The 18,019-nt window shown below is 60.0% G+C and carries 16 protein-coding genes and 1 tRNA gene; 11 read left to right on the top strand and 6 right to left on the bottom strand.

Annotation, left to right across the window (positions count from 1 at the left end):
• Positions 1–7 precede the first annotated feature (7 nt).
• Positions 8–898, top strand: a complete 891-nt coding sequence (locus tag BFN67_RS20770) for a thermonuclease family protein (RefSeq protein ID WP_080921360.1) — start codon at positions 8–10, stop codon at positions 896–898.
• On the opposite strand, the gene BFN67_RS20765 is transcribed toward BFN67_RS20770, so the two are convergent.
• Positions 858–2,513 carry a lysine--tRNA ligase gene (locus tag BFN67_RS20765; protein WP_080921359.1) on the bottom strand — a complete coding sequence of 552 codons (1,656 nt, stop codon included), beginning with the start codon at positions 2,511–2,513 and terminating at the stop codon, positions 858–860. The genes BFN67_RS20770 and BFN67_RS20765 overlap by 41 nt on opposite strands.
• A gap of 115 nt (positions 2,514–2,628) precedes the next feature.
• The gene (locus tag BFN67_RS20760; protein ID WP_080921471.1) at positions 2,629–3,063 is read right to left on the bottom strand and encodes a hypothetical protein; all 435 of its coding nucleotides are present in this window, start codon (positions 3,061–3,063) and stop codon (positions 2,629–2,631) included.
• A 106-nt stretch (positions 3,064–3,169) separates the two neighbouring features.
• On the opposite strand from BFN67_RS20760, the gene BFN67_RS20755 reads away from it, so the two are divergent.
• Entirely contained in the window at positions 3,170–3,520 is a 351-nt protein-coding gene (locus BFN67_RS20755; RefSeq protein ID WP_080921358.1) for a DUF952 domain-containing protein, read from the top strand.
• Entirely contained in the window at positions 3,517–4,593 is a 1,077-nt protein-coding gene (locus tag BFN67_RS20750; protein WP_080921357.1) for a quinone-dependent dihydroorotate dehydrogenase, read from the top strand. Before BFN67_RS20755 ends, BFN67_RS20750 begins: the two co-directional genes overlap by 4 nt.
• Here the strand turns inward: BFN67_RS20750 and BFN67_RS20745 are convergent, their stop codons facing one another.
• The 3 genes from BFN67_RS20745 to BFN67_RS20735 all read right to left on the bottom strand — a co-directional run bounded on the left by BFN67_RS20745 (position 4,594) and on the right by BFN67_RS20735 (position 7,396).
• Positions 4,594–5,853: an MATE family efflux transporter gene (locus BFN67_RS20745; protein WP_139789279.1), complete on the bottom strand. Its 1,260-nt coding sequence runs from the start codon at positions 5,851–5,853 to the stop codon at positions 4,594–4,596.
• Positions 5,854–6,043: 190 nt separating this feature from the next.
• On the bottom strand, positions 6,044–6,307 hold the full coding sequence (locus BFN67_RS20740) for a DUF6460 domain-containing protein (protein ID WP_080921355.1): 264 nt from the start codon (positions 6,305–6,307) through the stop codon (positions 6,044–6,046).
• Positions 6,308–6,373: 66 nt separating this feature from the next.
• Positions 6,374–7,396, bottom strand: coding sequence for a LacI family DNA-binding transcriptional regulator (locus BFN67_RS20735; RefSeq protein ID WP_080921470.1), 1,023 nt, complete (start codon positions 7,394–7,396; stop codon positions 6,374–6,376).
• Between the two features lie 528 nt (positions 7,397–7,924).
• Here BFN67_RS20735 and BFN67_RS20730 point away from each other — a divergent pair.
• From BFN67_RS20730 to BFN67_RS20715, 4 genes are all read left to right on the top strand, one after another.
• The gene (locus tag BFN67_RS20730) at positions 7,925–8,854 is read left to right on the top strand and encodes a sugar-binding protein (protein WP_245295363.1); all 930 of its coding nucleotides are present in this window, start codon (positions 7,925–7,927) and stop codon (positions 8,852–8,854) included.
• 93 nt (positions 8,855–8,947) lie between these two features.
• Positions 8,948–10,516, top strand: coding sequence for a sugar ABC transporter ATP-binding protein (locus tag BFN67_RS20725; protein WP_080921469.1), 1,569 nt, complete (start codon positions 8,948–8,950; stop codon positions 10,514–10,516).
• Positions 10,513–11,508, top strand: a complete 996-nt coding sequence (locus tag BFN67_RS20720; protein ID WP_080921353.1) for an ABC transporter permease — start codon at positions 10,513–10,515, stop codon at positions 11,506–11,508. The genes BFN67_RS20725 and BFN67_RS20720 overlap by 4 nt, the downstream gene beginning before the upstream one ends.
• Before the next feature lie 73 nt (positions 11,509–11,581).
• Positions 11,582–11,655, top strand: a tRNA-Gly gene (locus BFN67_RS20715).
• 5 nt (positions 11,656–11,660) lie between these two features.
• On the opposite strand, the gene BFN67_RS20710 is transcribed toward BFN67_RS20715, so the two are convergent.
• Entirely contained in the window at positions 11,661–12,638 is a 978-nt protein-coding gene (locus BFN67_RS20710) for a LysR family transcriptional regulator (protein ID WP_080921352.1), read from the bottom strand.
• A gap of 297 nt (positions 12,639–12,935) precedes the next feature.
• On the opposite strand from BFN67_RS20710, the gene chvE reads away from it, so the two are divergent.
• The 4 genes from chvE to araD1 all read left to right on the top strand — a co-directional run bounded on the left by chvE (position 12,936) and on the right by araD1 (position 18,008).
• The gene (gene chvE, locus BFN67_RS20705; protein ID WP_080921351.1) at positions 12,936–14,006 is read left to right on the top strand and encodes a multiple monosaccharide ABC transporter substrate-binding protein; all 1,071 of its coding nucleotides are present in this window, start codon (positions 12,936–12,938) and stop codon (positions 14,004–14,006) included.
• An 84-nt stretch (positions 14,007–14,090) separates the two neighbouring features.
• Complete coding sequence (gene mmsA / locus BFN67_RS20700) at positions 14,091–15,623, top strand: multiple monosaccharide ABC transporter ATP-binding protein (RefSeq protein WP_080921350.1); 1,533 nt, start codon at positions 14,091–14,093, stop codon at positions 15,621–15,623.
• Entirely contained in the window at positions 15,620–16,912 is a 1,293-nt protein-coding gene (gene mmsB, locus BFN67_RS20695) for a multiple monosaccharide ABC transporter permease (RefSeq protein WP_080921349.1), read from the top strand. Before mmsA ends, mmsB begins: the two co-directional genes overlap by 4 nt.
• A 103-nt stretch (positions 16,913–17,015) precedes the next feature.
• Positions 17,016–18,008, top strand: a complete 993-nt coding sequence (gene araD1, locus BFN67_RS20690) for an AraD1 family protein (protein ID WP_080921348.1) — start codon at positions 17,016–17,018, stop codon at positions 18,006–18,008.
• The last annotated feature ends 11 nt before the right edge of the window (positions 18,009–18,019 follow it).

Below are 18,019 nucleotides of genomic sequence, written 5' to 3'. Positions count from 1 at the left end.
TGGACCGATGCGTGCGCTTCATGGCGGTTTGGCGGCGGGTCTATTGTTGGTAATGGCGGCAGCAGTCATGACCGGTGGCCGCAGCGTCGTTCAGCGTGACTCATCGGTGGCAGTCGAGCCCATCGCGGCTGAGGACTTGCCGGACGTCATGCCGCCGGTCGATGCGCCATATGATGATTTGCCTGCCGTCGTGGCGGAGCCTGCCCGCCGATCGGCCGATTATACAAAAGCCACGCCGCCCGCCCGCACCATCGACCCGGAAATCACTGCACCTCCGGCGCTTCAGGGTGCGCCGCTTGAGCGGATTGCGCCTCGCGCACCACTCAGCACGCTTTCGCTTGCCACACCGCCTGACCCGGTGGACCCGGCCGATTTGACCGGCGGGCCGCTATTTCGCCCTGTCGCCAAGGCTGCAGGCGTGATCGAGGTCAAGGGTCAATTGCTGACCATTTCCGGCATCGAGGTGGTTCGGCCCGATGAAACCTGTACAGATCGTGCCGGCAAGGTCTGGCATTGCGGTGCGCGTGCCAGCACGGCCTTCCAGGGTTTCATGCGTGGCCGTGCCTTGACCTGCACGGAACCCGACAAGGGTGACGGCATGCAATGCCGGATCGGCAAGCGGGATATCGGCAAATGGCTGGTCGAAAACGGCTGGGCGCGCGCTCTTCCAGCCAGTCCCTACGCCGAGGCCGGTCGCAAGGCGCAGGAAGCGGGAAAAGGCGTTTTCGGTGTTGCGCCCAACCTCTCGGGCTTGCCCTCGGCATCGCCACTGCCCGCCGATCTTTCGGCGCCGGCGTCGGACGATCCCATCCTCGACCTGTCCGGCACGGCGGCCATGCCGCCTGTCGGATCGGAAACTAAGCCGCTGCCAGGGTTCCCGCCAGCGCCTGGCGAATGAGCGCCACCGTCTCCTTTACGCCGTAGAGCGCGGCAAAGGAACCGAAGCGCGGGCCGCGTTCCTGACCGAGCAGCACCTGATAGATCATCTGGAAGAAGGCGACCGATACGCCGGGGCCACCCTCCGGGCTTTTCTTGGCGTGGTCCTGATAGCGTTCGATCTTGCGCGCCACATTGAGCGTTGCAGTCTGGATCGCCTCGCCATCGGCATCATCCGGCAATGCCGAAAGCGTGTCGGCCAGCTTGGCCAGTGCATCCTGCTCGACCTCATCGGCGGTGCGGAAGACTTTCGACGGCTTCACGAAATCGTCGAAATAGCGCACCGCATATTCGGTCAACCTGTCGAGTTCGGGATGCGTGGCCGGAGACACGCCTGGCGCATAGCGCGAGATGAAACCCCACAGCACATCCTTGTTCTGTGCGTTGGAGGCGCTGACCAGATTGAGCAGCAGGCCGAAGGTCACGGGCAGGTCGATCGCCGGAGGATTGCCGCCATGCATGTGCCAGACGGGATTGCCGAGCCGGTTCTTCCAGTCCTGCCGCGGATAGGCGGACAGGAATGTGTAATACTCCTCCACCGCGCGCGGAATGACGTCGAAATAGAGCTTCTTGGCCACGCGCGGCTTCTGAAACATATAGAGGCCGAGGCTTTCGGTCGGCGCATAGGTCAACCATTCGTCAATGGTCAGCCCGTTGCCTTTCGACTTCGAAATCTTCTGGCCCTTGTCATCGAGGAACAGTTCATAGACGAAATGCTCCGGCGCTTGTCCACCGAGGATCACGCAGATCTTGTCGTAAATCGCCTGGTTGGTCTGATGGTCCTTGCCGAACATCTCGAAATCGACGCCGAGTGCGGCCCAGCGCATGCCGAAATCCGGCTTCCATTGCAGCTTCACCTTGCCGCCGGTGACGGGCACCGTGGTTTCGGTGCCGTCCTCGTCATCGAAAGTGATGGTGCCGGCCTCGGCATCGACATGCTTCATCGGCACATAAAGCACGCGGCCGCTTTTGGGCGAGATTGGCAGGAAGGGGCTGTAGGTCGCCTGGCGTTCCTCGCCCAGCGTCGGCAACATGACCTTCATGATGTCGTCGTATTTCTCCGCGGCGCGCAAAAGCACATCATCGAAACGGCCGGACTTGTAGTAATCCGTTGCGCTGGCGAATTCATAGTCGAAGCCGAACGTGTCGAGGAAGCGGCGCAGCATGGCATTGTTGTGATGGCCGAAGCTCTCATAGTCGCCGCCGAACGGATTGGGCACGGCGGTCAGCGGCATGTGCAGATAGGGCTCGAGCGCCGCGCGATCCGGCACGTTGTCGGGGATCTTGCGCATGCCGTCCATGTCGTCGGAAAAGCACAGAAGCCGCGTCTTGACCTTATCCTTTGTCAGCACGCGAAAGGCATGGCGCACCATGGTGGTTCGCGCCACTTCGCCGAAGGTGCCGATATGCGGCAAGCCGGAAGGGCCGTATCCCGTTTCGAATAGCACGCTTTCGGGCAGGCCGGTTTTGGCGTAGCGGGCAATGATCTTTTTGGCTTCCTCGAATGGCCACGCCTTGCTCTCGGCGGCGGCCGCGAGAAGTTCGGGGTCAAGATCGATCGGGGGAAGTCCAGCCATGTCGTACGTCCTGCGGTTCTGCCGGTATTTGCCGGCTGCCCCGCTCTATGCGGCATGGACCGCAGCGTCAACGATTGCGCGTGTTTTTCCCGCGTTTCCGGCGCTTTTCGGACGTCTATGTCCGGTCGGGTGCCGGCTTGCCGGCATTGCCTTGATCTTCCTTCTCCAATTCCTTGGCGATGCCCATGAAGCGGCGGAAAAAGCGTTCCATGTAGCCCATCGTCTTGTCGAATTCTTCCTCGGTCGGCAGTTTGGACTCCATTCGTGCCGTCAGCGAGTTTTCGAGTTTCGTCACCCGCCGGTCGAGTGTCTTGACCTCGCCTTGCAGCCGCTCGACCTCATCTTGAAAGGCCCGTCGTTCATCTGCGGCCAGCTTGCACACAAGCTGCCCCGATTGCTCCTGGCAGATCGACATTGCGCCGGTCTGCGTATCCATGCGCACATAGCCATCCGGCGATTTTTCCAGCCGGTAGCGTCCGGTGTCTTCGGCATGGGCGGGCAACGCGGCCAGCGTGAGGACGGCGGGAATGGCGAGGCTTTGCAGGCGCATCATATCCTCCATCGATCTTAATGCTCGCGGCGATTGAAATGCCGCTTTGCGCCGGAAATGGGGATGGCCCCTTTCCGACGCGCGATCTTCAGACTATAGCGCAGCCATGTCGCAAATCATCTACAAGATCGTGCCCGAGACGCTTTGGCGGGAAGCCGAGAAGTTGGGCCGCTTCACCGGCGCTCCTGTCGATCAGGCCGACGGTTTCATCCATTTTTCCACCGCCAGCCAGGCGCGGGAAACCGCGGCGAAGCATTTTGCCGGCCAGACCGGGTTGCTGCTGGCCGCAATCGACGATGCCCGGCTTGGCGCGGCGCTGAAATATGAGCCGTCACGCGGCGGTGCATTGTTTCCGCACCTCTATGGCCCGCTCACCCTCGATACCGTGCTCTGGGTCAAGCCGCTGCCGGTCGGCGCCGATGGCGTGCATGAATTTCCTCCGATGGGGGAGGAATGAGCGTGTTCGACAAGATCAGCCGGCGCCTGCTTTTTACCCTCGACCCTGAAACCGCGCATGGCCTGTCGATAGCGGCACTTCGCTGTGGCCTGCCGGTGGCGGCAAAAGCACCGGCGGACGAACGCCTCAAGGTCGAGCTATGCGGCCTGCGCTTTTCCAACCCGCTTGGCATGGCGGCCGGCTATGACAAGAATGCCGAGGTGCCGGATGGCCTGCTTCAACTTGGCTTCGGCTTTGCCGAGGTCGGCACGGTGACGCCGCTGCCGCAATCCGGCAATCCGAAACCGCGCATCTTCCGGCTGGCGCGCGACGAAGCCGTCATCAACCGGCTGGGTTTCAACAATGAAGGCCATGAGGCGGCGGCCCAACGGCTGACGGCACGCAAGGGGCGGGTGGGAATTGTCGGCGTCAATATCGGCGCCAACAAGGACAGCGCCGACCGTATTGCCGACTATGAAAAGGGCGTGGCTCGCTTCGCAGCGCTGGCTTCCTATCTGACCGTCAATATCTCCTCGCCCAATACGCCCGGCTTGCGCAACATGCAGGCACGCGCGCAACTCGGCGAACTGCTTTCACGCGTCATGGCCGCGCGCGAGGCGGCATCGATGCGGCCCCCGGTGTTCTTGAAGATCGCGCCTGATCTGGTCGAGGGGGAACTTGAAGATATCGCCGCGGAGATTACCGATAAGCGTATCGAAGGGTTGATCGTTTCCAACACGACCATTGCTCGACCATCGCTTGCTGCGACGGCGCATGCAAAGGAAACCGGTGGTCTTTCCGGCAAGCCGCTGTTCGAGCGCTCGACAACCGTGCTGGCAAAGATGCGCAAGCTGCTCGGGCCGGACATGGCGATCATCGGCGTCGGCGGTGTGCGCGATGCCGCCACGGCGCTGGAAAAAATCCGCGCCGGTGCCGATCTCGTCCAGCTTTACACGGGGCTGATCTATGGCGGGCCTGCTTTGCCGGGGCGTATCCTGCGCGATATGGTCCGGATGCTTGAGCGTGAAAGGGTGGCTTCGCTGCGAAGTCTACGCGACAGCCGGCTCGCGGACTGGGCAACCAAGCGGCTCTGATCAGAACGCCGTGCGCATGCGTTGGCGCAGGATCCAGAACAGACTGAGCCCGCGCGTCAAAAGAAACACATGCAGCGCCGCCCACAAGCCATGATTGGCGAAGATGGGCGTCAGCATAAACAGGCCGATCACGAATGCCACGAACGACAACAGCATCATGTTGCGCATATCGCGCGACCACGTCGCACCGATGAAGACACCATCCATCTGAAAGGCGAGTACGCCGCTCAGAGGCGTGAAAGCCGCCCATGCCAAGTAGATGTCGGCCTCCGCCCGCACATCCGGTGCGGTTGTGATGAGGGCGATAAGCGGAGCGCCATAGGCAAGCATGATCAGGGCCGCCGCACCGGCAAGACCGAACCCCCATAGCAGCGTCAGCCTGACGGCCCGCCGGAACGGAGCGGCTGCGCGTGCGCCGATGGCGCGGCCGGCAAGCTGTTCGGCGGCGGTGGCGAAGCCATCGAGGAAATAGGCGGCGATGAGGAAGAGGTTCATCAGCACCGCGTTTGCCGCAAGCGTCACCGTGTCGAACTGCGCGCCCTGCCGGGTGAACAAGGCGAAGGCGGCAAGCAGCGAGAAGGAGCGGATCATGATGTCGCGGTTGAGCGACATCATGCGCACGAACGCGGCCATGTTGAAAATGCGCGCACGCGGCAGCGAAGGTGCAGCCCGGAAACGCCGCATGACAATGGCAAGGCCGAACAGCATTGCCGTGATTTCGCCGCCGACCGTCCCCCAGGCAACACCGGCGACGCCCCAGCCCAGTTGAAGACCGAGTACGACACTGAGCAGCATGTTGACGCTGTTGAGTATGAGTTGGAAGGCCAGGCCAAGATTGCCTTCGCCGCGCCCCAGCACATAGCCGAGTATGGCATAGTTGATCAGCGAAAATGGCGCCGCCAGCATGCGGATATGGATGTAGGTGCCCATCGTCTCGCTGACGCGCGGGCCGGCATCCATGAACCATTGGCCCGCGAGCGAAAATAGCGGGGCGCAAGCCGCCAATACGAGGCCGGCTATCGCCGCCACCAGCACGGCACGCCAGAACACGGCTTGTTCTTCCAGCGTGTCACCGCGGCCGAAAGCTTGCGCCACTAGGCCGGTCGTGCCTGAGCGCAGGAAATTGAAGGTGGTGAACACCACGTCGAAGACGACGGCGCCGGCTGCCAGTCCGCCGAGCAGTGCGGCGTCGCCGAACTGGCCGACGACAGCAGTATCCACCAGCCCCAGCAGTGGTGTGGTCAGAAAGGCAAGCGTCATCGGCACAGCAATGGCCAGCACGCTGCGGTTGGTGACATTGAAAGGCCGAACTGCGGAAGTCTGGTCCAGCGTGGTTGCTCTTTATTGCAAAATTGAACGATCCGCCGATGTGCGCTGAACACAGGCGAGATGCAACCGCCGATCCGATAATACCAGCCGTTTCCTCCGGCTGGCTCAGGCCGTTATGGCGCTACCGCCGATAGCTCGCGATCCTGATCAGGATGAAGGCGGGGACGACAATCGCCGCGCCGAGCAGGATATAGCCGAAGAAGCGGTCGAGCGCGTGGAAGCCGAGATTCCAGATATCGAGGAAGAAGCGCTTGATATTGTAGAGCACATCCAATGGCGTCCAGCCGAAGGCATGCATCACCAGTCCGACGAGGAACGATACGACCAGCAACTTCACAATGATGCGCAGCGGCGAGTCGCCGAGGAAACGTGTCAGTGCGGACAAGGGCTTTCTCCGTGAGTCCGATTGTGTGCGTGAGATACGCACTTGGCGGCCCGGCTTCAAGCGGAACTATCGAGCGTGGGCGCGCGCTACCGATTCACGTTCCACCAGCGAGCATTCCAGTTTGGTGATTGGATACCGCCCCGTGCCCGGCTGCATGGGTGTTTCGAGTTGCTCGACGGCCCATTGTCCCATCGCCAGATGCGGCAGCACCGAGGTGGTGAGCGGGGGGAAGAGGTGTCGGGCGATTTCCTCGTCGTCATAGCCGATAACCGACATGTCGCGCGGAATGCGCAAGCCCGCTTCCTTGAGCGCCTCGTAACAGCCGATCGCGGTGCGGTCGTTCTGGCAGAAGATCGCCGTTGGCGGGTTGTCGAGAGCAAGCAGCTTGGCGGTGGCCGCATAGCCGGCGCTTGCCGACCAGTCGCCCTCGATCACCAGATCCGGATCGAAAGGAATGTCGGCGGTCGCGAGTGCGCGGCGATAGCCTTTCAGGCGGTCTTGCGCCGCCTGCATCCACGGCTCGCCGGTAATGGTGGCGATGCGCCTGTGTCCATGCCGAATGAGATGGCGCGTTGAGTTTTGGCCACCGGCGATCTCGCTTGGAACCACCGCCGGAAAGGCATAGTCGGCGGTATGGCAGTTGAGCAGGATGACCGGAATGCCGAGTTCGGCGAGCTGCGGCGGAGCGACGATCTCGCGGGTGAAGATCGTCATATAGATCAACGCGGAAGGGCCTTGCGCAGCGAGAGTCGAAAGCGCGCGAGGCTCCATGACTGCGTCGCTCATGGTCTGTGCCACCAGAACGACATTGCCGGCGTTCCAGGACGCTTGCCGCACGCCTTCGATGGCGACGACGGCCTCCGGGCTGGTTGCCAGCTGATCGACTGCAAAGCCGATTACGCCGTCGAGCAATGTCGATGGTGAGGCGCGGGTATGGCCATTGCTTCCCGGCAGCCTGTATCCGAGTTCCTGTGCCGCCTGCGTCACGCGCTTGCGCGTCTGCTGCGAAAGCTTGATGCCCGGCGCATTGTTGAGAACGAAGGAAACGGTCGCCTGCGAACAGCCGGCCGCGCGCGCGATATCCGTCATGGTAACGCGCCGGCCGGGCGCCAGCGGCGTCTTACCGGCTGCGGCGATGCCCGTCCTGTGGGCGGCGGTCTTTGCGACCATGGATCGATTGTCTCCCGGATTTCAGCAGGCGAGGCTGGAACGAAGAGAGTTTATACGGGCTTAGCTAATGATGTCCATTAGTTCCGTATAAATTCGAATACGATTTCGTTCATGTTATCTCTCTTGGATGGCAACTCCATATTAAACATATGATTTATAATAATTATCAGCGATACTTTTGGATTTTCAAAGTGGCGGTCAATCGTTGGCTGCGAAGCATGAATTTATGAATCGGGCCATATCTTAATTATCAGACTATTATCTTTACTAATAAAAAATCGCGCGCTACACTTTCCGCTCCGGCGCTGAAAACGGAAGGGTGGGGAGACCTTTCCGGACAAGGACGACAGAGCCGGCAAGGGTTGCTTTACGCTTCAGTCCCGCCACTCGCGGGCAATAATTTGGGAGGTTTCGATGAAAACTGCGATACGGAACACGACGGCCGCCATGGCGGCGATGCTGTTTGGCATGGCAATGGCTGCGCCCGCCAGTGCGGACGACAAACCCACGCTGGCTTTCGTCGTCAATGGCGCGTCCGACTTCTGGAAGGCCGCCGAAGCCGGGGTGAAGAAGGCTCAGGGCGAACTGCCTGATTTCAATCTGGAATTGAAATATCCCTCGCAAGCCTCCGTCGCTATCCAGCAGCGACTGATGGACGATCTCGTCACCGCCGGCGTCAAGGGGATCATGGTTTCGGCTGTCGATCCAAAGACGCAGACCGATGGATTGAACAAGATCGCCTCGGAGACCGCACTTTTCACCACCGACTCCGACGCGCCGAAATCAAAGCGCGTGGCTTATGTCGGTTCGTCTAACGTCGATGCCGGCAAGCAGGCCGCTGAGATCGCCAAGAAAGCGATGCCGGATGGCGGCAAATGCATGGGCTATGTCGGCCTGCTCGGCGCGGATAACGCGAAAGAGCGCATCCAGGGCTTCAAGGACGGGCTCGAGGGTACCAAGATTTCGCTGGTCGACGTGCGCGGCGACGATATCGACCAAACTCGCGCAAAGGCCAACGTGCAGGATACGCTCGTCGCCAATCCCGAGATCAACTGCATGGTCGGCTTCTATTCCTACAATACGCCGCGCATCTATGAAGCACTGCGTGACGCCGGCAAACTCGGCCAGATCACGGTGGTGGGCTTCGACGACGATCCGATCACGCTCGGCGGCGTCAAGGAAGGCACCATTGCGGCAACCGTGGTGCAGCAACCCTTCGAATGGGCCTATCAGGGCATGAAGCTTATGGCGGCTTATGTGAAGGGCGACAAATCGGCTGTTCCCGCCGACGGGTTGCTCATCATTCCAACCAAGATCATCGGCAAAGATGATGTTGACGCCTATGCCGCCCACCTGAAAGCCATGGCCGGCAATTGATGGTAGAATAACAACCGGCACGGGATCTCCGTGCCGGTTGCTCCGCTGCCGGCAACGGAGAGCGGCAATTATGCGTCAATGCGTGGCAGGGCGATGGAACTTCCAGACCAAGTTTCGGACGCGGTTGCCGCTCCGACCTTTCTCAGTCTCCAGAACGTGCGCAAGACCTATCCCGGCGTCACGGCCCTGGATGGGTTCTCGATGGAGGTAGGCGCCGGAGAAGTGATCGGTCTGGTTGGCGAGAACGGCGCCGGCAAGTCCACATTGATGAAAATTCTCGGTGGCGTCATCGCGCCCGATAGCGGCGCCATCGCCATCGATGATGTATCGCATGAGCGGTTGACGGTTGAAACCAGCATTGGCGCCGGAATCGCCTTCGTCCATCAGGAACTCAACCTGTTCGACAATCTCGATGTTGCCGCAAATATTTTCCTCGGACGCGAGCCGCTGAAAGCCGGTTTTCTCAAGCTGGTGGATCGCGATCGCCTTCGCAATCAGGTCGAGCCTCTGCTCAAGCGCATCGGCGCCAATTTTTCGCCCGATGCGCCGGTTGCTGACCTTTCGCTCGCCCAGCAGCAGATGGTCGAGATCGCCAAGGCATTGTCCATCGATGCCCGCCTTGTCATTCTCGACGAGCCGACATCGAGCTTGCCGCTGGCCGAAACCGAAAAGCTGCTCGACGTCATCGCCTCGCTCAAGGCTTCTGGTATAGCCGTCATCTTCATCTCGCATCGCCTGCATGAAATCGAGCGCGCTGCTGACCGCGTCGTGGCGCTGCGCGATGGTGCGCTTGCCGGCACATTATCGAAGGCCGAGATCACTCACGACCGGATGGTCAAGTTGATGATCGGCCGCGCCCTGAAGGCGCGCACCCAGACCCCCGGCCGCACGCCAGGCAAGGTGGCGCTCGCTGTGGACGGCTTGCGCACGGCGGCTCATCCCGATCGCCAATTGCGTATAGACGTGCGCTATGGCGAGATTCTCGGCCTTGCCGGCCTTGTCGGTTCCGGGCGCACCGAACTGGCGCGCGTGCTGTATGGTATTGATCGCAGTTATGGCGGCGGCGTATCGCTTGACGGCGAACCGCTCATGCTCGGCTCTGCTGCCGATGCGGTAAAGAAGGGTATCTTTCTGGTGCCGGAGGACCGCAAACTCACGGGGGTCCTCCTCGACCTGCCAATCACCGAGAACATTTCGCTGCCGAACCTTCGCGGCCATTCACATCGCTATTTCGTGTCGGCCAGCATGGAGGCTGCGACCGCGGAACGACAAAAGGCCGACCTGGCAATCAAGGCGCCTTCAGTCCAGACGCGTACCGGCACGCTGTCGGGAGGAAACCAGCAAAAGGTTGTGCTCGCCAAATGGCTGGCCATGAAGCCCAAAGTCATCATTTTGGATGAACCGACGCGCGGCATCGATATTGGCGCCAAGGCCGAAATCTACGCGTTGATGGGCGCCTTGGCCGATGCGGGCGTGGCCGTGCTGATGATTTCGAGTGACATGGAAGAGGTCATCGGTGCTTCGGACCGCATAGCCGTCATGCATGAAGGGCGCATTTCCGGTATCCTGGAGAAAGACCAGTTCAATCAGGAAAACGTGCTTTTGCTCGCGGTCGGCAAGACGCTGGGCGAGCGCGGCGCACCCGACAGGAGCGTTTCATGAGCAAGAAAGACCTTGGCCTGCTTCTTTTGATCCTGGTCGTGGGCGCCGTCGTTGCGCTCATCAATCCGCGCTTTCTTTTGCCGATCAATCTGGCCAACACTTCAAACCTGATCGGCCTTTTCGGGATGCTGGCCATCGGCCAAGCCTTCGTTATCATTACTGGCGGTATCGAGCTTTCGGTCGGATCGCTGGTTGCGCTTTTCGGCGTCCTGTTTGTCGATTTCGTCGCCACACGCGGCATGGCATGGACTGTTGCGGTGCCGCTCATTCTGGTGTTCGGCGCTGTGCTCGGTCTGGTCCATGGCTGGCTTATCACGCGCATGAAACTGCAACCCTTTGTGGTGACCTTGTGCGGGCTTCTGATCTATCGCGGTGTGGCGCGTTTCTATACGGCCGACGGCACGGCCGGTTTCGCCTTCGGGCAGAGCTTTCCAACGCTTGAATTCCTTACTGCCGGCCGCTCTTGGGGTGTCCCGAATAGCTTCATCGCACTTATCATCATCGCCGCAATCATGTGGGTGGTGCTGCACCGCTCGGTGTTTGGCCGCTATCTTTATGCCATTGGCAAGAATGAGGAAGCGGCGAAATATTCCGGCATTCGCACGGATCGCGTGGTCATGGCGGCCTATGTCATCTGCGGTGTGCTGACTGCGATTTCAGCCATCTATTTCGCCATGTACACGCGCTCGATCTCGCCGGCCAGCCATGGCAATTTCTATGAACTCTATGCCATTGCGGCGGCTGTCCTTGGCGGCTTTTCGCTTCGGGGGGGCGAAGGTTCGCTGATCGGTGCGGTGCTCGGCACCGTGCTGCTTCAGGAGTTGCAGAATCTCGTCAATCTGCTCGGAATTCCTTCATCGCTGAATTTTGCGGTGATGGGCGGTGTTATCCTGATCGGTGTCTTGGCTGACCAGCAATGGAGCGTTTTCAAAACGCGCCGCGTCATTACGGTTGCGGCGCGCCGCAATACAGTTGGAGCCGCAGCAGAATGAGAGTTGCGCGCATAAAAATCCGGCGCTTTGTCGATTGCCGAGGACGCATCCGGCATGCTAACCAAAACGGAGCGCGGGTATGGTGAAATGGTATCACAGGAGCTTCCCAAGCTTCTAGCGCGGGTTCGATTCCCGCTACCCGCTCCAACGTCTCAACTCACCTCTTTCATGATGAAATCGCGCAGCATTCTGGCTGCCGGTGAAAGTGCGCGGTTCTTGACCGTAATAAGGCTGTAGGGACGGATCTCGATATCCACCTCGGTCGGCAAAATATCGATTGCGCCCATCAACCCTTCCGGGCTCTGGATGAACCGTGCCACCTGGATCGACACCGGCGCGATGGCATCCGATTGCGCCACCATCACCAGTGTCAACAGCAGCGAGGATGTGTTGAGGACACGCTCCGGCAAGGCAATATTGCGGTTCATGAAATTCGCTTCCATGGCTTGTCGCAGCGGCGAGCCGCCGGATTGGAACACCCAGTCATAGGCTGCGGTCTGCTGAAGGCGTACCGGCGCATTCTGAAGAAGTGGGTGGCCGCGGCGCACGATCAGGCAGGCTTTTTCGATGCCGATGACGCGGCTCTCGAAAAGGCGCGGATTGAGATCGTCGGGAATGCGGGCGATGATGAAATCGTGCCGGCTGGCAAGCAGTTCGCGCGCCAGAACGTTCGAGGTCTCGACCTGCATGGTGATCTCGATACGCGGATAGAGCTTACGAATTTCGCGGATCGCCGGCACGGCAAGCTCGATTGCCGGCGCGGTGACCGCGCCCAGAAATACGGAGCCGCCCTTGCCGGCCTTCAGTTCGGCGATTTCGCGGTCTGCCTCGCGCATTTCGAGCAGGACGGAGCGGGCACGCCGCGCCAGCGCCTTGCCATAGGGCGTCATGGTGATGCCGCGCGGCAGCCGTTCGCATAACGGCACGCCGAGGATGGCCTCCATCTCTGCGATCATGCGCGATGCGGCGGGTTGCGAGATATTCAGAACCTGGGCGGCCGCGCTCACCCTGCTGCTGTCGTCGAGTGCCGCTATCATGCGCATATGGCGCAGGCTGAGACCGCTGCGCAGAAGATCTTCGCCCGAGCTATGCCGGTTTTTCGCCCCCTGAAATTGGACCGCTCTGATCATTTTGTTGCACCTCTCGCGGAAGCCGCCGGTTCTGCAATTGAGCTTTATCCATATCATTTTCGATATAGCAATCAGCGAAGATCGCATTTGACAGTTATGGCAAAGGCAAACAATTGTCTGCGTACCCGCAAGCCGGATAGTCGCTACGCCGCAATCGTATCGATTTAATCCTCTGGCTCCGGGCCGTTGGGAGGACCATCGCAGATCAACACGACTCGGCGACGCGCAGCGTTGCCAAACCGGCCACGCGGCGCCGACAAGGCGAGCCGTGTGCCCATCACTCAGGGAGACACAGACGTGAAGATGCTCAAGACACTCATCGCCGCACTGGCGGTCGGCTTTGCCGCCACGACCTATGCGGCCCATGCCGAGGACAAGGGGCTTGTCGGCGTGCTTATGCCTACCAAGACTTCGCAGCGTTGGATCAATGACGGCAATGCCGTCAAGAAGCAGCTTGAGGAGAAGGGCTATACCGTTGATCTGCAATATGCGCAGGACGACATTCCGAACCAGCTCAGCCAACTCGAAAACGAGATCACAAAGGGGCCGAAGGCCCTGATCATCGCTTCCATCGATGGCACCACTTTGGCCGACGCATTGCAGAAAGCCAATGATGCCGGGATCGTCATCGTCGCTTATGACCGCCTGATCAAGAAGACCCCCAACGTCGACTACTATACCACCTTCGACAATTTCGGCGTTGGCGTGATCCAGGCCGATTCGCTCGTCAAGGGCCTGAAGGAGCGCTTCCCGAACGTTAAGCCATGGAACGTGGAACTGTTCGGCGGCTCGCCCGACGACAACAATGCGTTCTTCTTCTACAATGGCGCCATGAGCGTGCTGCAGCCGTTGATCGATGACGGCTCGATCAAGATCAAGTCTGGCCAGACCGGCATGGACAAGGTCGGCACGCTGCGCTGGCTGGCCGCTACCGCCCAGGCGCGCATGGACAATCTGCTGTCCGCCAACTATTCGGACGGCAGCCGCGTCCATGGCGTGCTCTCGCCCTATGACGGTCTGTCGCGAGGCATCATCGCTTCGTTGCGTGCCGTCGGTTACGGCACCGCCGACCAGCCATGGCCGATCGTGACCGGTCAAGACGCCGAAACCGCTTCGGTCAAGGCGATCATTGCCGGGGAGCAGTATTCGACCGTCTTCAAGGATACCCGCAACCTGGCCAAGTCCACTGTCGAACTGGTCGACACGGTGTTGTCGGGCAACAAGCCCGAAGGCCTCGACGAGAAGACCTACAACAATGACGTTAAGGTGGTTCCGTCGATCCTCCTGAAGCCGGTCGAAGTCGACAAGTCCAACTATCAGGAAATCGTCGTCGACTCCGGTTACATCAAAGCTGAAGATCTGAAGTAATCGTTATCGGCACAAGGGGACCTGCAATTGGAGCCCCTTGTGCTCCGCTTACCCATGAAGTGTCTCGGCATCGGAGATAACCCAATGTCCTCGACGATTTTGGAGATGCGCGACATCACCAAGACGTTCCCCGGCGTGAAGGCGCTGTCGAATGTCAATCTGCGCGTCGAAGAAGGTGATATCCATGCTATTGTCGGTGAAAACGGCGCCGGCAAATCGACACTGATGAAGGTGCTGTCGGGCGTGTATCCGGCGGGCACCTATGACGGCAAAATCATCTATCGCGGGCAGGAATGCCAGTTCAAGGGTATCCATGACAGCGAGCGTATCGGCATCGTCATTATCCATCAGGAACTGGCGCTGGTGCCTATGCTGTCGATTGCCGAAAACATCTTTCTCGGCAACGAACAGGCCAAATTCGGTATCATCGACTGGAATGCCAATGAGACACGCACCCGTGCGCTGCTCAAGAAGGTCGGGCTCAACGAGGATCCGAAGACGCTGATCACCAATATCGGCGTCGGCAAGCAGCAACTGGTCGAGATCGCCAAGGCGCTCAGCAAGCAGGTGCAATTGCTGATTCTGGATGAGCCGACGGCCAGCCTTTCAGAGAAGGACAGCCAGGCCCTGCTCGATTTGCTGCTTGAATTCAAGAAGCAGGGGATGACCTCGATCCTCATTTCGCACAAGCTCAACGAGATCAGCAGGGTCGCCGATCAGGTGACGGTTATTCGCGATGGCCAGACCATCGAGACGCTGGCAAAAAAAGATGTTTCCGAGGATCGCATCATCACCTCCATGGTCGGCCGCGCATTGGACGATCGTTATCCGGCGCGCGAGCCGAACATCGGCGACGTTGTGTTCGAGGTGAAGAACTGGTCGGTTTTTCACCCGGTCCATTCCGACCGGCAGGTCATCAAGGGTATCGCTCTTGATGTGCGCAGGGGCGAGGTCGTCGGCATTGCGGGTCTGATGGGTGCCGGTCGTACCGAATTCGCCATGAGTCTGTTCGGGCGGTCCTATGGCCGCAACATCACCGGCGAAGTAAAGCTGGGCGGTAAGCCGATCAATTTGTCGACTGTGGGCAGAGCTGTCGATCAGGGCGTTGCCTATGTTACCGAGGACCGCAAGACCTACGGTCTCAACCTGATCGACCACATCAAGCACAACATTACGCTGGCCAATCTCCATGGTGTATCGCGCCATCGCGTGATCGATGATCTGCGCGAACTCGATGTCGCCAACGAATATCGCAAGACCACGAACATCCGCGCTTCCAGCGTCTATCAATTGACCGGCAATTTGTCTGGAGGCAACCAGCAGAAGGTCGTGCTGTCGAAATGGCTGTTTGCCAACCCGCAGGTACTGATCCTCGATGAGCCGACGCGCGGCATCGACGTCGGCGCGAAATACGAGATTTACACCATCATTGCCCGGCTGGCGGCGGAGGGGAAGGCGATCCTCGTCATCTCGTCTGAAATGCCTGAACTGCTGGGCATCACCGACCGCATCTACGTCATGAACGAAGGGCAGATTGTTGGCGAAATGGCAACGGCCGATGCCAGCCAGGAAAAGATCATGCGTGCCATCGTTCGCGGAGAAGGAAAAGCAGCATGACCATTGAAACCGCCCCGGTGTCGCAGAGCAGCGCGGCAGAAGAGGGATCACAAAAGCACAGCGCGGCTGCTTCGGCACTAGTGTCGAATCTACGCGAATACGGCCTGATTCTGGCGCTCATCATCATCATGCTGTTCTTCCAGTATTTCACCAACGGCGTGCTGTTCAAGCCGGTGAACCTGTCGAATCTGGTGCAGCAGAATTCCTTCATCATCGTCATGGCGCTAGGCATGTTGCTGGTGATCGTGGCCGGGCATATCGATCTCAGCGTCGGTTCCGTTGCGGGCTTCATCGGCGCACTTGCCGCCAACATGATGGTGACCTGGAATCTCGGCATCTTCAGCAACCCGCTCGTCGTGTCGATCTTCTGCCTGCTCGTGGGTGCCGCCGTCGGCGTCGCGCAAGGCTACTGGATCGCTTATTTGCGTATACCCAGCTTCATCGTCACGCTGGCCGGAATGCTGGTCTTTCGTGGGCTTTGCCAGGCTATGCTAGGCGGAGGTCTTTCCGTCGGTCCGCTGCCAGTCGCATTCAAGGAATTGAGTTCCGGCTTCATACCCGAGGTGATCGGCATTTGGACGCTGATTCCACCGATCGTAAATGCCGCCGGCAAGACCGTCTTCGGCAGTGGCGTGGAACTTTATCTCACCTCGATGCTCCTTGGCCTGCTCGGCGTGCTCGCCTATGCATGGTCCGGTTTTTCGGCGCGTCGCACCCGCGAACGCCACGGCCATGAGACTGAGCCTTTTCTGCTGTTTGCGATCAAGACGTTGCTGATCAGCCTGTTGACGCTGTTCCTCGTCTATCAGTTCGCGACCTATAAGGGCCTGCCCATAGTGCTGGTCGTCATGGGCTTGCTGATCGCGTTCTTCGTTTTCGTCACCCGCAGAATGGTGATCGGGCGGCGCGTCTATGCGCTTGGCGGCAATCCGAAGGCGGCGCAATTGTCCGGTATCAAGACGGAACGGCTGACGCTGATCGTGTTCATCAATATGGGCGTTCTGTCGGCGCTCGGCGGCCTCATCATTGCCGCGCGGCTCGGCCAGGCCGTGCCCGCCGCCGGTCTTGGCAGCGAACTTGATGTCATCGCGGCGGTGTTCATCGGCGGTGCTTCGGCTATGGGCGGCGTCGGCCAGGTTATCGGCACGGTGGTCGGCGGCTTCATCATGGGCGTGATGAACAACGGTATGTCGATCATGGGCGTCAACGTGGATTGGCAGCAGGTGGTCAAGGGCCTGGTACTGCTCGGCGCCGTGGTGTTCGACGTCTACAACAAGAACAAGGGTTGACGCGGAAGGGTAAGCGCAAGCGGCCCCACCCATCCCACCGACCGCGCGAAAGCAAGGGTTCGAGCCGGCGGTTGCTGCTCGAAGCTCGCAGAAAGGAATTGCTATGCTGATTTCGCAGATGCTCGACGATACCGACACGATACGTGTCATTGTCCGTGACGATGCCAAGGCACGCATCGTCAATGGCGCGCGCAGCGTCTATTCGCTGGCGCTTGAAGCGGCGCGCACCGGTGTTGGCCTCGTGTCACTGATTGACAGCAAGGGCGCGGGCGAGACGGTGGATCTTGAGGCGATAGCAAAAAAAGGCCGCCTGCTGACGCCCATCAACCACCCCGACCCCGCCCATCTTCACCTCACCGGCACCGGCCTTACTCATCTGGGTTCGGCCGCCACGCGCGATTCCATGCACAAGAAACTCGCCAGCGAGGGCGACGAACAACTCACCGATTCCATGAAGATGTTCCGCATGGGGATCGAGGGTGGCAAGCCGGCCAGCGGCGAGGTCGGCGTGCAGCCGGAATGGTTCTACAAGGGCAACGGCACCATGGCGGTGGCGCCCGGCGCGCCGCTGCTTTCACCCGCCTTTGCGCAGGACGCCGGCGAGGAGCCGGAGATTGCCGGCATCTACATCGTCGGCGATGACGGCCAGCCCTTCCGCATCGGCTTCACGCTGTCCAACGAATTTTCCGACCATGTCACCGAGCGCGTGAACTATCTTTTTCTTGCTCACTCGAAGCTGCGGAACGCGTCGTTCGGCCCGGAAATTCTTCTGGGCGACTTGCCGACCGATATTCGCGGCGCCTCGCGCATCCTGCGTGGCGGCAAGACGCTTTGGGAGAAACCCTTCCTCTCGGGCGAAACGAACATGTCGCATACGATCGCTAATCTGGAACATCATCATTTCAAATATCCGGCATTCCGCCAGCCGGGCGACGTGCATGTGCATATGTTCGGCACGGCGACACTTTCCTTCGCCGATGGTGTGATAACGAAGGCTGGGGATATATTCGAGATCGAAGCACCGGATTTCGGCCTGCCCCTGCGCAATCCGCTGGAGATCGCGAAGCCAGCAAAGATTGAAGTGAAGGCGCTGTAAATCCTGCGTCC

Source organism: Manganibacter manganicus (assembly GCF_002075885.1).
Classification (GTDB): domain Bacteria; phylum Pseudomonadota; class Alphaproteobacteria; order Rhizobiales; family Rhizobiaceae; genus Mesorhizobium; species Mesorhizobium manganicum.
This window is presented reverse-complemented; position numbering and strand designations above follow the sequence as displayed.

Coding starts and splice junctions, on each gene's coding strand:
- BFN67_RS20735 (WP_080921470.1), bottom strand. CDS start 7,396: ATGACGGATATCGCGCGCGCGGCCGGCTGTTCGCAGGCGACCGTTTCC.
- BFN67_RS20745 (WP_139789279.1), bottom strand. CDS start 5,853: ATGACGCTTGCCTTTCTGACCACACCACTGCTGGGGCTGGTGGATACT.
- BFN67_RS20730 (WP_245295363.1), top strand. CDS start 7,925: ATGGCGGCGATGCTGTTTGGCATGGCAATGGCTGCGCCCGCCAGTGCG.
- BFN67_RS20760 (WP_080921471.1), bottom strand. CDS start 3,063: ATGCGCCTGCAAAGCCTCGCCATTCCCGCCGTCCTCACGCTGGCCGCG.
- BFN67_RS20710 (WP_080921352.1), bottom strand. CDS start 12,638: ATGATCAGAGCGGTCCAATTTCAGGGGGCGAAAAACCGGCATAGCTCG.
- mmsB (WP_080921349.1), top strand. CDS start 15,620: ATGACCATTGAAACCGCCCCGGTGTCGCAGAGCAGCGCGGCAGAAGAG.
- BFN67_RS20725 (WP_080921469.1), top strand. CDS start 8,948: ATGGAACTTCCAGACCAAGTTTCGGACGCGGTTGCCGCTCCGACCTTT.
- mmsA (WP_080921350.1), top strand. CDS start 14,091: ATGTCCTCGACGATTTTGGAGATGCGCGACATCACCAAGACGTTCCCC.
- BFN67_RS20720 (WP_080921353.1), top strand. CDS start 10,513: ATGAGCAAGAAAGACCTTGGCCTGCTTCTTTTGATCCTGGTCGTGGGC.
- BFN67_RS20755 (WP_080921358.1), top strand. CDS start 3,170: ATGTCGCAAATCATCTACAAGATCGTGCCCGAGACGCTTTGGCGGGAA.
- BFN67_RS20770 (WP_080921360.1), top strand. CDS start 8: ATGCGTGCGCTTCATGGCGGTTTGGCGGCGGGTCTATTGTTGGTAATG.
- BFN67_RS20750 (WP_080921357.1), top strand. CDS start 3,517: ATGAGCGTGTTCGACAAGATCAGCCGGCGCCTGCTTTTTACCCTCGAC.
- araD1 (WP_080921348.1), top strand. CDS start 17,016: ATGCTGATTTCGCAGATGCTCGACGATACCGACACGATACGTGTCATT.
- BFN67_RS20765 (WP_080921359.1), bottom strand. CDS start 2,513: ATGGCTGGACTTCCCCCGATCGATCTTGACCCCGAACTTCTCGCGGCC.